The organism is Rhizobium sp. N122 (assembly GCF_002211295.1).
GTDB lineage: Bacteria > Pseudomonadota > Alphaproteobacteria > Rhizobiales > Rhizobiaceae > Rhizobium.
In genome coordinates this window covers 75,457-89,653 of record NZ_LOKU01000001.1, presented here as the reverse complement: position 1 = coordinate 89,653, position 14,197 = coordinate 75,457, and the positions used below count along the sequence as shown (strand labels likewise).

The window sequence follows — 14,197 nt, the reverse complement described above, 5'->3', positions numbered from 1 at the left end:
GCGGCGCCGGAAGCGTCGGAGGGAGGGGAATCATGGGTATTGAATTGCTATCCATCGGACTGCTGGTCGCGATGTTTGTCGTTGCGACGATCCAGCCGATCAACATGGGCGCACTGGCCTTTGCCGGCGCCTTCGTGCTCGGCTCCATGGTCATCGGGATGAAAACCAACGATATTTTCGCCGGCTTTCCGAGCGACCTGTTTCTGACGCTGGTCGCCGTCACCTACCTCTTCGCCATAGCGCAGATCAACGGCACGATCGACTGGCTAGTCGAATGCGCCGTCCGCCTGGTGCGCGGGCGGATCGCCTTGATTCCTTGGGTGATGTTCCTCGTCGCCGCCGTGATTACCGGTTTCGGCGCGCTTGGCCCGGCGGCGGTCGCCATTCTCGCGCCCGTCGCGTTGAGCTTTGCCGTGCAGTATCGCATTCACCCCGTCATGATGGGCCTGATGGTCATCCACGGAGCGCAGGCGGGCGGCTTTTCGCCGATCAGCATCTATGGCGGCATCACCAACCAGATCGTCGAGAAGGCCGGCCTGCCTTTCGCGCCGACGTCGTTGTTTCTCTCCAGCTTCTTCTTCAACCTGGCGATAGCCGTGCTGGTCTTTTGGGTTTTCGGCGGCGCCAGAGTGAAGACGCAGGAAGCCGCACCAATCGGCCCCTTGCCCGAACTGCATCCCGAGGGCGTATCGGCGTCGATCAGAGGTCACGGCGGCACGCCGGCAAAACCGATCAGGGAGCATGCCTATGGCACGGCGGCCGATACGGCGACGAAGCTGCGCCTCGACAATCAGAGAATTACCACCTTGATCGGCTTGACGGCGCTTGGCGTCGGCGCCCTGGTTTTCAAGTTCAATGTCGGCCTCGTCGCAATGACGGTGGCCGTCGCCCTGGCGCTGCTGTCGCCGAAGGCTCAGAAAGCGGCGATCGACAAGGTCAGTTGGTCGACCGTGCTGTTGATTGCCGGCATCATTACCTATGTCGGCGTAATGGAAAAGGCCGGGACGGTCGACTACGTGGCGCACGGCATATCCAGTCTGGGCATGCCGCTGCTGGTGGCGCTTCTGCTTTGCTTTACGGGTGCGATCGTCTCGGCCTTTGCATCCTCGACCGCGCTGCTCGGCGCGATTATCCCTCTCGCCGTTCCATTCCTGTTGCAAGGGCACATCAGCGCCGTCGGCGTGGTTGCGGCGATCGCAATCTCGACCACGATCGTCGATACCAGCCCGTTTTCCACCAATGGCGCCCTTGTCGTCGCCAACGCGCCGGATGACAGGCGAGAGCAGGTGCTGCGGCAGTTGCTGATCTACAGCGCCTTGATCGCTATCATCGGCCCGATCGTTGCCTGGTTGGTGTTCGTCGTGCCGGGTCTGGTCTGACGGCGGGCTGCGGCTCCCAACGAAACTGTGCCGAGCCCTATTCGGCGCAGTTGCAAGCCGCTGATCACCAGGTTCGGGAATTCAGCGCAGCTTCTCAACGGCGACGGCAAGACACCTCTTGAACGCCGCAAGGTCCGTATAGAGCCCGTCCCGCGGCGCGTCTCCGACAATGAGAACGCCGCCGCGCCGTTCGATCCCGGCGTGCAGCATGAGATTGTCGGCCAGGCCGAAATCCTCGATCGCAATCCCGTTCGGGTCCCGCAGCCGTCCTTCGGCATCATAGGCGACGGCCCCGCCATAAAGATCGCTGACGCGTCCGCTGTGATCCCTCGCCACATTCGTGTAGGCGAAGACAGGCTTGCCGCTTGCGCACATAAAGCCGAGTTCGAAGGCCGTCCCGGTATCGGCTGCAATACCGCGAAACGGCGTGAGATTGGCAATGATGGCGTCAGCCTCCATCATCATCTTCTCGTCCACCGCGTTTATCGCCGCCGCCCGCTCCCGCTTCGAATTCGTCTGCGGGATTTCCAGATCGCCTGGCGAGAGCGGGTGAAGCCCGGCCTCGCGGGCAAGCGCAGCTTTCCTGTCGAGCATTTCACGGGCGTTTGGCAGGAAGACTTCGGGACCGGCGAGATAAACTTTCTTTGTCATGGATGAATGCACCTTAATGGGATGGGCTTGGAATACGTCCCTTGCTGTAGAGCCAAGGAGGATCACAATCCAGTGGCCGAAGACAGCCCACGCCATGCGGCGCGCAAAAGGCCGTTCACCCGATCTGATTAGGACTCACGCTGGAACGACCCCGCGCAGATGACGTTCAGCCGATAGCCGAGAGCTGAGGAGATGTCGATGCGCCACGATTTTTGGGACCAGCCCGTTGAGGTCATCGGGGATGGCGACCACCCTAAGAGTATCCGCAACAGCAGGGACGCGCTTGCATATCTGATGACGTGTTGGCCGCGTGAGAAAGCGGCATCCTTCGCCGTCGCAAAGAAAATCTGCACGGAGGCCGTTGACGGGCGAGCCGATTCAGCCGCGGCCGCACTGGCTTTCAAAGCCGCGGCCGAGGAAGCCGGCCTCCTCCGTTAGGAAGCAATTGAGCCCATAGCGGCCTCTGCTGGCGATGTTGAAATATATTTCAACATATGAATTATATTGACATATCTTTGCCTTTCGGATTACCTGCTCATACCGGACTTCGAGGAGGAACTCCGGTCTTCAATGGATCATCGGCAGCCGCTCAGGCGCCGCCGGATATTTGGGAGGGGCTTCGGCCTCGAGGAGGAAACTTGCGCAGATTTTTAAGCACGACCGCATTGGCGGTCCTCGCATCGACGTTATTTGCCGGCGCAGCCAGCGCGGGCGCGGAAAATCCGTTCCGCTGCATGCCGGGCGAAAAATACGTCATGAACGTCATGGTGTCGGGCGTCGAATATTGGTTCCCGGTCTATGAGATGTTCAAGCAGGCCGGTCAGCAGCTCGGTTGCGAGACAGCCTATACCGGCACCCCGGAATATGACGTCAACAAGCAGATCGCCACTTTCGACCAGGCGCTGGCCCAGAACCCGGCCGGTATCCTCGTTCATCCGATGAACTCCGACCCGTTCATCGAGCCGATCAACCGGGCGATCGGCCAGGGCACGGCGGTCGTCACCTTCGCCGCCGATGCGCCGCTCTCCAAGCGCATCTCGTTCATCACGTCGGACAATACCCGCGAAGGCACGTATGCGGCCGATGCGATTGCCGAAAAGATGGGCGGCAAGGGCGAATATGCCGTTCTGGAAAATCCGGGCCAGGACAACCACGACAAGCGTATCGCCGCTTTCATCGCCCGCATGGACGAAAAATATCCCGATATGAAGCTGGTCGGTCGCGCTGCGTCCAACCAGGACCCGAACAAGGCCTATCAGGGCCTGATGAGCCTGGTGCAGGCCCATCCGAACCTTGGCGCCGTCTTCATGCCGGAAGCGAACTCGGCAATCGGCGCGTCGCAGGCCAATAAGGAAAGCGGCGGCAAGATCCTGGTGATGTGCGCCGACGTCAACGCCAACATCCTCGACATGATCAAGGCGGGCGAAGTGTTCGGCTCGATCAACCCGAACCAGGGCATGCAGGGTTACATGGGCTTCATGCTCCTGTGGCTGGCCAAGCATCCCGAACTTATCGACCCGATGAACGACGCCAAGCGTGCCAGCTTCAATCCGATGAGCATTCCGTTCGTCGACAACGGCCTGTCGATCGTCACGGCTGACAATGCCGACGACTTCTACTGGGACAAATACCTGAAGCGGCGGGGCACCAAGGGCATCGACGAGTAGGCCTTTTGGTCGGCTGTCCGGGCAACGTTCCGGACAGCCACCGCGGAAGTGAGGAGGAGACAATGATGGCGTCGGTGCCGGTTCTGGAAATCCGCAATGTCAGCAAGCACTTCGGTGCGGTGAAGGCCCTGACGCAGGTGAGTTTCAGCCTTGAGAAAGGCGAGGTTCATGCGCTTTGCGGCGAAAACGGCGCGGGCAAATCGACGCTGATGAACATCATTGCCGGCGTGCTGCAGCCGACCGAGGGGGAGGTTTTCGTCGACGGCGCGCCGGTAAAAGTAACGTCGCCGGCCGTGGCGCAGTCGCTCGGGCTCGGCCTCGTGCATCAGGAAATCGCGCTCTGCCCCGATGCGACGGTGGCCGAGAACATGTTCATGGCCGCCACGAACCGCCGCCGCTCGCCTTTGATGAATTACCGCAAGCTGGAGCGGGAGGCGCAGGTCGTGATGAACCGTCTGGCGCCGATCGACGTCCGCCGTAAAGTCGGCGACCTGTCGATATCAAGCCAGCAGCTCGTCGAGATCGCCAAGGCGCTGACGCTCGATTGCCGGGTCCTGATCTTCGACGAGCCGACGGCTGCGCTGACGGAATCGGAGACGCAGGTGCTGTTCGGCATCATCCGCGACCTCAAGGCGCAGGGTATTTCGATTATCTATATCAGCCACCGCATGGCCGAAATCTTCAGCCTGTGCGACAGGGTCACCGTGTTTCGCGATGGCCGCTATGTCTCGACGGAGAAGGTGGCGGAGTTGACGCCGGATGATGTGGTACGCCGCATGGTCGGACGGGAGATCACCCAGCTCTATCCGGAAAAGCAGGCGTCGGCGGAGCGGACCGGCGAGATCATTCTGAGTGTCCGCGATCTCGGCGACGGCAGCCGCTTCACGGATGTGAGCTTCGACCTGCGCAGGGGCGAAATACTCGGCGTCGGCGGGCTAATCGGCTCCGGCCGTACCGAGATCGCCGAAGGTATTTGCGGATTGCGGCCGGTGATCGCCGGCGAGGTGCAGTTGCATGGACATCGGCTGCGGACGCGCTCCTATGCGCAGGCCGCGCAGGCAGGCGTCGTCTACCTGTCGGAAGACCGCAAAGGCTCCGGCATATTCCTCGATCTTTCCATCGCCCGGAACATTGCGGTTCTCGATTTGAAATCGCTGACCGGACCGCTGGGGCTGCTGAATTCGAGGGCCGAGGCGGATCGCGCCTGCGACCTGGTCCGGCGGCTCGGCGTGCGGATGGGCGGCATCGAGATGCCGGTCTCGTCGCTATCGGGTGGAAACCAGCAGAAGGTGGCGATCGCCAAGCAGTTGGCGGTCAACCCCAAGGTCATCCTGATGGACGAGCCGACCCGCGGTATCGATGTCGGCGCCAAATCGGAAATCCACCGGCTGCTGCGCGATCTCGCGCGCTCCGGCATCGGCATTGTCGTCATCTCGTCGGAACTGCCGGAGCTTCTCGGCCTGTGCGACCGGGTGCTGGTGATCCATGAGGGCAGGGTGGCAGGCGAGGTCGACGGCGAGACGATGACTGAGGAAGCGATCATGCGGCTCGCGTCGGGGATCGGCGGTCAGGCAAGGGCATCCGAGCATGCCGCTTAAAGAAAACGCAGGGGTAGGAGACAGGGCCATGGCGGACGCCACATTGGCAGGGGCACATCAGGCACGCACGCCCGGCTGGAAACGGTTGGGGACGATGCGAGAGGCGGGACTGATCGCAATCATCCTGGGGCTCTGCATCGTCATGAGTTTTGCCTCGCCGCATTTTCTGACGCTCGGCAATTTCCGGGCGATGCTGATGTCGTTCTCGGTCGAAGGGATCGTCGTCGTCGGCATGACCATCCTCCTGATCGTCGGCGGCATCGACCTGTCGGTCGGCTCGGTCGTCTGCTTCTCGATGGTGCTCTCGGGCTCGCTGTTCCTGCTGGGGCTCGATCCGTGGAGCGCATCGCTGATCGGGATCCTTGCCAGCGGCCTGATCGGCTGCGTCATGGGCTTCTTCGTCACGGTCGTCGGGCTCAATCACTTCATCACCTCGCTTGCGGCGATGGTGATCGTGCGCGGCATCTGCCTGATCATCACCAAGGGTACGCCGCTGTCGCTGTTCACCTTGCCGCCCTCGTTCAAGGCGGTCGGGCAGGGCACGTTCTCCGGCATCCCCTATGTGATCCTGATCTTCGTTGCCGTCGTCGTGCTGTTCGATTTCCTGTTGCGCCGGGCAACCGCCTTCCGCAAGGTGTTCTACACCGGCAGCAACGAGAAGGCGGCGCTCTATTCCGGCATCAAGACCAACCAGGTGAAGTTCTGGGTGACGGTGCTCTGCGCCACGCTGTCGGGCGTTGCCGGGGTGATCTACATGTCCCGCTTCGGTGCCGCGACCCCGACTTTCGGCGTCGGCATGGAGCTCAACATCATCGCAGCCGCGGTGATCGGCGGCGCGTCGTTGAACGGCGGCTCCGGCACGATCCTGGGGGCCATTCTCGGCATTGCCCTGCTCTCGGTCGTCACGAGCTCGTTGATCTTGCTCAACGTGTCCGTCTATTGGCAAGACATGATCAAAGGCTGCATTCTGCTTGCCGCCGTCTCGATCGATCATTTCCTGCACAAGCGGAAGGCTGCCTAATATGCCGATAGCCAAACTCAAACCCGCAAACGCGCCGCGCGAAGAAATCGTCATCGCCCGGCAGATGCACCAGGCGCTGGTCCTGCATTTCCTCGAAGGACTGACGCAGGCGCAGATTGCCGATCAGCTCGGCATTTCGCATGCCACCGTCAACCGGCTGATCAAACGCGGCCGCCAGCTCGGCCTGGTCGAGATCAAGATCAAGTCGCCGGTCGAGCCTTTGGTCGATATGGAGGAACAGCTGCGGGCGCTTGGCGGCATCGGCCGCGCCGTGGTGGTGCCGACGGTCTCCGACAATCCGCAGACGGCGCTGCAAGCGGTCGGCGAGGCGACCGCGCGCTTGCTGCTGGAAGAGATCGTCGACGGCGATACGATCTGCATCACCGGCGGCAAAGGCGTGAGTGCCGTCGTTGCCGGCCTGCAGCCGCTGCGCCGTTTTGATGTCGAGGTCATTCCGGCAACCGGCTGCGTGCAGGGCAAGCACTATACCGACGTCAACCACGTCTCGACCCTGATGGCCGACCGGCTTGGCGGGCGTTCCTACCAGATCCACGCACCGCTCTTTGCCGACGATGCCGAGCAGCGGGCGATGCTGATCAACATGCGTTCCGTCGCAGACGTTTTCAAACGGGCGCGGGAGGCGAAGGTGGCCGTGGTCGGCATCGGTTCGATCCTGTCGGACGATTCCAGCTATTACGACCTGCATCCCTCCTCGAGCACCGACCGCGCCGCGATCGAGCGGTCCGGCGCCTCCTGCGAATTGCTGGCGCATCTGCTCGATGATCATGGCCGCGTCTGCGATTACAGCCTCAACCGTTCGCTGGTGTCGCTGACGCTGCCGGAATTCGCCTCGATCCCCACGAAGATCGGTGTGGCGAGCGGGCCGAACAAGGCGGGCCCGATCCTCAGCGTTCTCCGCGGCAATCACCTGGATACGCTGGTGACCGATGAGGCGACGGGTGCGCGGGTGCTGGCACTGGCGAATGGCGAAGGGAAATGGGCATGAGCGCACAGCAATTGACACGCGAGATCGGCAAATCCGGCGTCTCCGCCTCGGCGGTCGGACTGGGCACCTGGGCGATCGGCGGCTGGATGTGGGGCGGGACCGATGAAACGGAATCGATCGCCGCAATCCAGGCATCGCTCGATGCCGGCGTGACGCTGATTGACACGGCACCGGCCTATGGGCTTGGACGTTCCGAGGAAATCGTCGGCAAGGCGTTGGCTGGTCGCCGCGACAAGGCTGTCATCGCCACCAAATGCGGCCTTGTCTGGCATACGCAGCAGGGCCGGCACTTCTTCGATCAGGACGGCAGGCCGGTCCATCGCTACCTCGGCCGCGACGCGATCCTGCATGAGGTCGAGGAAAGCCTGAGGCGGCTGCAAACCGACTACATCGACCTCTACATCACCCATTGGCAGGACCCGACGACATCGGTCGAGGAAACCATGCGGGCGCTGGAAGATCTGCGCGTGGCTGGCAAGATCCGGGCGATCGGGGCAAGCAATGTCAGCCGCGACGACCTTGATGCCTACATCGCGGCTGGTGGTCTCGATGCGATCCAGGAGCGGTTCAGCATGATCGACCGCGAGATCGAGGCGGAGCTTCTGCCGCTGACCCAGGCGAACGGCATAGCGACGCTCAGCTACTCGTCGCTGGCGCTGGGGTTGCTGTCCGGCACCATCGGTCCTGACCGGGTGTTCTCCGGCGACGACCAACGCAAGGACAATCCGCGCTTTTCGGTCGGCAATCGCCGGAAGGCAATGGCGCTGGCCGACGCCATCCGGCCGGTCGCCGAAAAACATGGCGCCAGCATCGCCCAGACCGTGATTGGCTGGACGCTGGCCCAGCCCGGCGTGACCTTTGCCCTTTGCGGCGCGCGTAATCCGGCACAGGCGATCGACAATGCGCGGGCCGGGAGCATCCGGCTCGATGCAGACGATCGTGCCGCTATCGATACAGCCATCGCGGCGACACTGACTGACATGAAGTAGCGGATCGCCATCATGAAACGTGAAGAAATATTGGACGGGCTTCATCGGAGCCCGAAGGTGGACGTGTGTATCATCGGCGGCGGCATCAACGGCATCAGCGTCTTTCGGGAACTGGCGCTGCAGGGGCTGAATGTGCTGCTCGTGGAAAAGCACGACTATTGCTCCGGCGCCAGTTCGGCGCTGTCGCGCATGGTGCATGGCGGGCTGCGCTATCTTGAAAACGGCGAATTCAAGCTGGTGCAGGAGTCGCTGGTCGAGCGCGACCGGCTGCTGCGCAACGCGCCGCATTATGTCGCGCCGCTGCCGACGACGGTGCCGGTATTCGATCTCTTTTCCGGTCTCGGCAATGGCATCGTGCGCTTCCTCGGCCTCAGCCGCCGCCCGAGTCGCCGCGGCGCCGTCGCCATCAAAGTGGGTCTTAGTATCTATGACTTCCTGACGCGCAAGCGCGCGCTGATGCCGCGCCACCAGTTTCGCGGCCGGCGCACGACGCTTGCCAAGTGGCCGGCGCTCAATCCCGAGATCAAGAGTTCCGCCACCTATTTCGACGCCTGGGTCAGCCATCCGGAGCGGCTGGGCATCGAGCTTCTGCAGGATGGTCTTTTGGCCGGGGCGATGGCGCTGAATTATGCTGAACTGCGGCGAACAGAAAATGGTCAGTATCGCGTCGAGGACCAGATAGGCGGCACGTCCGTTGCGGTCGAACCGGCGCTGATCATCAACGCCACTGGCGGCTGGATCGACGCCGCCAATCAAACGCTGTTTTCTGAAGAAGACCGGCCGTCACCGCTGATCGGCGGCACCAAGGGCTCGCATCTGATCATCGACAATGCGGCGCTGCGCGACGCGCTTGCCGACCACATGATATATTACGAGAACGAGGACGGGCGGATATGCATCCTGTTTCCCTATCTCGGCAAGGTTCTGGTCGGTTCCACCGATATCCGCGTCGATGATCCGGAAACGGTGCGCTGCGAGGCGGACGAGCGGGACTATATCCTGCAATCGCTCGCCTTCGTCCTGCCTGATATCAGCATCCGGCCGGAGCAGATCGTTTTTCAGTTTTCCGGCGTGCGGCCGCTGCCGGCGAGCACCGACAGTTTTACCGGCCGCATCCCGCGCGATCATTTCTGCACCGTGCTGGAGCCGTCCGAGGGCGGTCCGCCCGTGCTGTGCATGATCGGCGGCAAGTGGACGACATTCCGCTCCTTCGGCGAATTGGCGGCCGACCTGGCGCTGGTAAGGCTCGGCAGAAAGCGCCGGCTTGCGACAACCGATCGGCCGATTGGCGGCGGGCGTGCATTTCCCGCCAACATACCCGTCTGGCAGGCGCAGACGGCGGCCGGCAAAGGTCTTTCCGGCGGGCGCGTGGCTGAGCTGTTTGCCCGGTATGGTACGGATGCCGAGGCGATGGCCGCTTTCATCGCGGCAGGCCACGATGCAGCCCTACCGCATGCCGGCTACTCCACGCGCGAATTGCAATTGTTGATCCGCGAGGAGGCGGTGGAACATCTTGACGATCTACTTTTGCGGCGCACGACGCTTGCCGTCTCGGGCGAGCTTTCGCTCGACATGACGGATGCCGCACTCGACCTGCTCACGCAGGAAAAGCGCTGGACGCTCGCGCGTCGCGCCGGCGAGCGCGAGCGTTTTCTCACCCTTCTCAACGAACGCCACGGCGTCGACGAAGACATGCTTTGCGCACGGAACGAACCAAGGAGCACAGAATGCGAGACAACAGCAAAGTCCGGATGAACCGGCTGTTCGGCGGCGGCCGCTGCCTCGACGTGGCGATCGATCACGGCGTCTGCAACGAACCGTCCTTCCTCGACGGGCTGGAGGATATTCAGGCCGTCGTCGGCGCCCTGGTCTCCGCCGGCCCGGATGCGATCCAGATGAATTATGGTCAGGCGGACCTGCTGCAGGACTTGCCTGGCAAGGACAAGCCGGCGCTGGTCATGCGCATCGACATGGGCAATCCCTATAACCGGATCCGCCACCGCGACATGTGGGCGGTGCTGCAGAACAAGGCCGAGCCGTTGATCGGCGCGATCGAGATGGATGCCGCCTGCGTCGTCGTCAACCTGTTCATGCTGCCGGACGAGCCGGACCTGTTCCGCCAGTGCGTCGAGAATATTTCCCGCGTCCGGGCCGACTGCGACAAGTATGGCATGCCGCTGATGATCGAGCCGCTGGTGATGCAGCCGGTCGAAAAGGGCGGCTACATGGTCGATGGCGATGCCGACAAGATCGTCACGTTGACGCGGCTCGCCCGTGAGATGGGTGCGGATATCGTCAAAGCCGATCCGACCACCCATGCCGAGGATTTCCACAGAGTGGTGGAAGCGGCGCGGTGTCCGGTTCTCGTCCGCGGCGGCGGAAAGGAAGATCTTCGCGCCGTCTTCGACAAATCGGCAGCCTTGATGCGGCAGGGCGCGGTGGGCATGGTCTATGGGCGCAACATCTATCAGCACGCCAATCCGAGTGCCGTGGTGCGAGGGCTGATGGCGATCGTGCACGAGGATGCGAGCGGCGAACAGGCCTTTGCGCTCTATCGGCAGGGCTGAGTTGCGATTTCGAACCTTCGGAGGGGTTCTGCATGGGAGACCATCTTTTGGGGCTCGACGCCGGAAACACCGTCATCAAGGCGGTGATTTTCGACCGGCATGGCAACGAGATCGCGGGTGCTTCCGAAGAGGGGCACAGCCGCATGCCGAGCCCGGGGCATGTCGAGCGGGGGCTGGACGAACTCTGGACGCACGCACGGCAGGTCATCCGCGCCTGCATCGAAAAGGCAAGGATCCGCCCGGAGGACATTGCCGCGATCGGCTGCGCCGGGCATGGCAACGGTCTCTACGCGCTTGATCGCGACGGCGCTCCGCTGCTCGCCATCCAGTCGCTCGACACGCGGGCGGCCGGGCTGGTCGATGAATGGCGGGAGGCCGGCGTCGGCGACCGAACCTATCCGATTGCCCGCCAGCGTCCGTGGCCGTCCCAGACGCCGACATTGCTTGCCTGGCTCAAGCGTCATCGACCCGATCTGTTCAAGCGCATCGGCACGGTGTTCTTCTCCAAGGACTTTATCGTCAACCGCCTGACCGGCCGCCGCGTTAGCGAGGTATCCGACATGTCGGGGGCGGGTTTGCTCGATCTTGCCGCGCGCCGCTACGACAAGGCGTTGATGGAGGCCTATGGACTAGGCGATTGCATGGACCTCCTGCCGCCGCTCATCGAAAGCGCCGACATCGCCGGCGTGGTCACGGAAGACGTGGCGACGCAAACCGGGCTCGCTGCCGGTACGCCGGTGGTCGGCGGGCTGTTCGACGTCGTTGCCTCGGCGCTCGGCTCGGGCGTTTCGCGCACCGGCAGCGCCTCGATCATTGCCGGCAGCTGGAGCATCAACCAGGTCGTCATCGACGGTCCCGATCTCGCCGACCCGGTCTTCATGTCCTCGACCTTCGATCGCACCCGTTACATGGCGATGGAAAACAGCGCCACCTCGGCTGCCAATCTCGAATGGCTGGTGCGGGAGTTTTTCGAAGGCGAACATAGGCCAGGCGTTTCACCCTTCGATGACTGCTGCGCGCTGGCCGCGGCGATCACGCCCGCGGCAGACGACCCGCTCTATCACCCCTATCTCTATGGCGCCCAGCAGGATGGCCACGCGCGCGCCGGCTTCTACGGACTTGCGGGTTGGCACAGCAAGGGGCATCTCGTGCGCGCGCTTCTCGAAGGCGTCGCCTTCGGCCATCGCCAGCACATCGAGACGATCCGCAGGGCCGGCGCCGATTTCAACGAAGCCGTGCTCTCCGGCGGCGGCTCTCGCAGCCTGTTCTGGCCGCAGATCTTTGCCGATGTGCTCGGTGTTCCCGTCACCGTTGCCCGCTCGCAGGAAACCGGTGCGCTGGGGGCGGCGATTGCGGCGGGAACCGGCGTCGGCATCTTCGCCGACTTCGGCACTGGAGCTGCGGCCATGGTGACGACCGAGCGGCATTATCGTCCGGATGTCTCGCTGGAGGGACATTATGCGCGCCGCTACGCTCTCTATCAGGATATCGCCGAGGCGATGGCGCCGCTCTGGCGGCGTCTGACGGCGGCTCCGCCGGCGGCAGCGGGAGTGGCGGCGTGAACGTGCGTGTGAACGATGCGGCCATTGATGCCGGAAGCTACGACTACATCATCGTCGGCGCGGGATCGGCGGGATGCGTTCTCGCCAACCGCTTGTCGACCGATCCGAAAAACCGCGTCCTGCTGCTCGAGGCCGGCGGCAGCGACCGGTATCATTGGGTGCATGTGCCGATCGGCTATCTCTACTGCATGGGCAATCCCCGCACCGACTGGATGATGAAGACGGTTGAGGAAACCGGACTGAACGGTCGGTCGTTACCCTATCCGCGCGGAAAAGTCCTGGGCGGCTGCTCGTCGATCAACGGTATGATCTACATGCGCGGCCAGGCGGCCGACTACGACGGCTGGCGGCAGGCGGGCAATTCCGGCTGGGGCTGGGACGACGTGCTGCCCTATTTCCTGAGATCCGAGGACAATTACCGTGGCAAGTCGCGGATGCACGGGGCAGGCGGCGAATGGCGGGTGGAAAAGCAACGGCTTTCCTGGCCGATCCTCGATGCCTTTCGCGATGCGGCTGAGGAACTCGGCATTCCGAAAACCGACGATTTCAACGACGGCGACAATGAAGGTTCAGGCTATTTCGAGGTCAATCAGCGCGGCGGCCTGCGCTGGAACACGACCAAGGCCTTTCTGCGCCCGGCGATGAAGCGGGCCAATCTGCGGGTGCTGACGGGCGCCGAAACTGAGCGGCTGGAATTTGACGGCAGGATGCTGGCCGGCGTGCGGTTTCGGCGGAACGGCCAGGCTCATCTGGCGCGCGCCGGCCGCGAGGTCATTCTGTCTGCCGGTGCGATCAATTCGCCAAAGATCCTGGAACTGTCAGGGGTTGGCCGACCGGATGTGCTGTCCGCCGCCGGGCTTGATGTCACCCATGCGCTTCCCGGTGTCGGCGAAAACCTGCAGGATCATCTGCAGATCCGCACGGTTTTCCGCATCGAAGGCGCAAAGACGCTGAACCAGCTCTATCACAACCTGTTCACCCGGGTGGGCATGGGGCTTGAATATATGCTGCGCCGCTCAGGGCCGCTGTCCATGGCGCCGAGCCAGCTCGGTATCTTTGCCAGGAGCGATCCGGCCGTTGCGACCGCCGATCTCGAATATCATGTGCAGCCCTTGAGCACTGATCGGCTGGGCGAACCGCTGCACAAATATCCCGCCGTCACCGTCTCCGTCTGCAATCTGCGGCCGGAAAGCCGCGGCACTGTGCATATCGGTGGCCCGGACTTCTCCGTGGCGCCGGATATCCGCCCGAATTATCTTTCGACCGTCGGCGACCGGATTGTGGCGACGAAGTCGATTCGGCATGCCCGCCGGCTGATGGGGGCCGGCGCCATCGCCAAGTACCGGCCGCAGGAGATACTGCCGGGAACGGAATATCAAAGTGACGAGGAACTGATCCGGCGCGCCGGCGATATCGCCACAACGATCTTCCATCCGGTCGGCACCTGCAAGATGGGCAGCGACACGATGGCGGTTGTCAATCAGCAATTGCGGGTGCATGGGCTGGCGAAGCTGCGGGTCGTCGATGCATCGATCATGCCGACGATCGTCTCGGGCAACACCAATTCGCCGGTGATCATGATTGCCGAGAAAGCGGCCGAGAGCATTTTGTCAGAGGCGTAGAGAGCCTAGCATATGTCTGACATGCATGCGTGGGCACCCTTGCCGTTCCGTATCCGGATACGACACACACGACCCCGATTATCGTCGCGTCCTATGGCGTGACGGCGAGCCCAACCCGCTCAAAGCGGGTTGGGC

At 62.9% G+C, this 14,197-nt stretch carries 12 protein-coding genes; 11 read left to right on the top strand and 1 reads right to left on the bottom strand.

Annotated features, from left to right (window positions below; translation table 11 throughout):
- The first annotated feature begins 32 nt into the window (after positions 1-32).
- A complete protein-coding gene (locus ATY75_RS00420; RefSeq protein ID WP_088936003.1) occupies positions 33-1,379 on the top strand; it encodes an SLC13 family permease in 1,347 nt (448 codons plus the stop codon).
- An 81-nt stretch (positions 1,380-1,460) separates the two neighbouring features.
- Here ATY75_RS00420 and ATY75_RS00415 read toward each other — a convergent pair whose 3' ends face one another.
- The gene (locus ATY75_RS00415) at positions 1,461-2,030 is read right to left on the bottom strand and encodes a nucleoside 2-deoxyribosyltransferase (protein ID WP_064844222.1); all 570 of its coding nucleotides are present in this window, start codon (positions 2,028-2,030) and stop codon (positions 1,461-1,463) included.
- A gap of 198 nt (positions 2,031-2,228) precedes the next feature.
- On the opposite strand from ATY75_RS00415, the gene ATY75_RS00410 reads away from it, so the two are divergent.
- The 10 genes from ATY75_RS00410 (at position 2,229) to ATY75_RS00365 (ending at position 14,062) form a co-directional block, all read left to right on the top strand.
- Positions 2,229-2,468 (top strand): DUF982 domain-containing protein, encoded by a 240-nt coding sequence (locus tag ATY75_RS00410; RefSeq protein WP_064844219.1) that lies wholly within the window; start codon positions 2,229-2,231, stop codon positions 2,466-2,468.
- 200 nt (positions 2,469-2,668) lie between these two features.
- The gene (locus ATY75_RS00405; protein ID WP_088936002.1) at positions 2,669-3,697 is read left to right on the top strand and encodes a substrate-binding domain-containing protein; all 1,029 of its coding nucleotides are present in this window, start codon (positions 2,669-2,671) and stop codon (positions 3,695-3,697) included.
- Between the two features lie 65 nt (positions 3,698-3,762).
- A complete protein-coding gene (locus ATY75_RS00400) occupies positions 3,763-5,295 on the top strand; it encodes a sugar ABC transporter ATP-binding protein (protein WP_088936233.1) in 1,533 nt (510 codons plus the stop codon).
- 28 nt (positions 5,296-5,323) lie between these two features.
- Positions 5,324-6,316, top strand: a complete 993-nt coding sequence (locus ATY75_RS00395; protein ID WP_088936001.1) for an ABC transporter permease — start codon at positions 5,324-5,326, stop codon at positions 6,314-6,316.
- 1 nt (position 6,317) lies between these two features.
- Positions 6,318-7,322, top strand: coding sequence for a sugar-binding transcriptional regulator (locus tag ATY75_RS00390; RefSeq protein WP_088936000.1), 1,005 nt, complete (start codon positions 6,318-6,320; stop codon positions 7,320-7,322).
- Positions 7,319-8,311: an aldo/keto reductase gene (locus ATY75_RS00385; protein WP_088935999.1), complete on the top strand. Its 993-nt coding sequence runs from the start codon at positions 7,319-7,321 to the stop codon at positions 8,309-8,311. Before ATY75_RS00390 ends, ATY75_RS00385 begins: the two co-directional genes overlap by 4 nt.
- Before the next feature lie 12 nt (positions 8,312-8,323).
- On the top strand, positions 8,324-10,066 hold the full coding sequence (locus ATY75_RS00380; protein WP_088935998.1) for a glycerol-3-phosphate dehydrogenase/oxidase: 1,743 nt from the start codon (positions 8,324-8,326) through the stop codon (positions 10,064-10,066).
- Positions 10,063-10,878 carry a class I fructose-bisphosphate aldolase gene (locus ATY75_RS00375; protein WP_190241296.1) on the top strand — a complete coding sequence of 272 codons (816 nt, stop codon included), beginning with the start codon at positions 10,063-10,065 and terminating at the stop codon, positions 10,876-10,878. The genes ATY75_RS00380 and ATY75_RS00375 overlap by 4 nt, the downstream gene beginning before the upstream one ends.
- A gap of 32 nt (positions 10,879-10,910) precedes the next feature.
- Complete coding sequence (locus ATY75_RS00370; protein WP_088935996.1) at positions 10,911-12,440, top strand: FGGY-family carbohydrate kinase; 1,530 nt, start codon at positions 10,911-10,913, stop codon at positions 12,438-12,440.
- Positions 12,437-14,062: a GMC family oxidoreductase gene (locus ATY75_RS00365; protein ID WP_088935995.1), complete on the top strand. Its 1,626-nt coding sequence runs from the start codon at positions 12,437-12,439 to the stop codon at positions 14,060-14,062. Before ATY75_RS00370 ends, ATY75_RS00365 begins: the two co-directional genes overlap by 4 nt.
- Positions 14,063-14,197 lie beyond the last annotated feature (135 nt).

Coding starts and splice junctions, on each gene's coding strand:
- ATY75_RS00370 (WP_088935996.1), top strand. CDS start 10,911: ATGGGAGACCATCTTTTGGGGCTCGACGCCGGAAACACCGTCATCAAG.
- ATY75_RS00380 (WP_088935998.1), top strand. CDS start 8,324: ATGAAACGTGAAGAAATATTGGACGGGCTTCATCGGAGCCCGAAGGTG.
- ATY75_RS00410 (WP_064844219.1), top strand. CDS start 2,229: ATGCGCCACGATTTTTGGGACCAGCCCGTTGAGGTCATCGGGGATGGC.
- ATY75_RS00385 (WP_088935999.1), top strand. CDS start 7,319: ATGAGCGCACAGCAATTGACACGCGAGATCGGCAAATCCGGCGTCTCC.
- ATY75_RS00415 (WP_064844222.1), bottom strand. CDS start 2,030: ATGACAAAGAAAGTTTATCTCGCCGGTCCCGAAGTCTTCCTGCCAAAC.
- ATY75_RS00390 (WP_088936000.1), top strand. CDS start 6,318: ATGCCGATAGCCAAACTCAAACCCGCAAACGCGCCGCGCGAAGAAATC.
- ATY75_RS00420 (WP_088936003.1), top strand. CDS start 33: ATGGGTATTGAATTGCTATCCATCGGACTGCTGGTCGCGATGTTTGTC.
- ATY75_RS00400 (WP_088936233.1), top strand. CDS start 3,763: ATGGCGTCGGTGCCGGTTCTGGAAATCCGCAATGTCAGCAAGCACTTC.
- ATY75_RS00375 (WP_190241296.1), top strand. CDS start 10,063: ATGAACCGGCTGTTCGGCGGCGGCCGCTGCCTCGACGTGGCGATCGAT.
- ATY75_RS00395 (WP_088936001.1), top strand. CDS start 5,324: ATGGCGGACGCCACATTGGCAGGGGCACATCAGGCACGCACGCCCGGC.